Source organism: Acidovorax sp. SRB_24 (genome assembly GCF_012931925.1).
The window spans coordinates 1-549 of the sequence record NZ_MWOM01000217.1 but is presented as its reverse complement, the minus strand read 5'-3'; the positions used below and the strand labels follow the sequence as shown (position 1 = coordinate 549).

The 549-nt window shown below is 69.0% G+C and carries 1 pseudogene; it reads left to right on the top strand.

The features are described 5' to 3' along the window. Positions 1-226 (top strand): annotated as a pseudogene (locus B2J89_RS21610) (3'-5' exonuclease); the annotation flags it as partial. Positions 227-549: the final 323 nt, after the last annotated feature.

Here is a 549-nt window from a genome sequence, read left to right as displayed (position 1 = left end):
GGGGCTGCCGCAGCAAAAAATAGAGGTCTCGGCGCTGTACTACGACCACAAGTTCCGGCAGCTTCCGCCCTACCAGCAGCAGGCCAACGCCGACATCGACCTGCGCTTTGCCACACTGATGAACGACCTGGACCTGCCCCAGCGCGAAGCGCACGACGCGCTCAACGATGCGGTCATGGCGGCGCTGGCGTTCGTCAAGCTGCGCCATCTGCGCGGCAGCGGCTGAGGCGCGGGCCCCGCCGCTGCGTCCCCGCCAGGGCGGGGCGCCGGCGTTGGGGATTCAAGCAAAATTGGCATCAAGCGCTTATCAGGCAAGCGCTGATAGCTCTCTTTTTGGGAGTTCTGGGCGCTTGCGCGGCCGAGAGCACTCGGCGCGGCAACGCAAAAGCCGGACGTTGTGGCCCGGCTTCTGGTGTGCCGCGCAGCGGCTGTGCCGGGGCGTGCGCCCCCGGTCCGGTGGGGTTGCCGTCTCAGTGGCCCGACGCGCCCGAGGCGCCAAAGCCGGTTTCCGAGCGCACCTGCTGCGCCGGGAAGGCGGCGCGTTCGCGC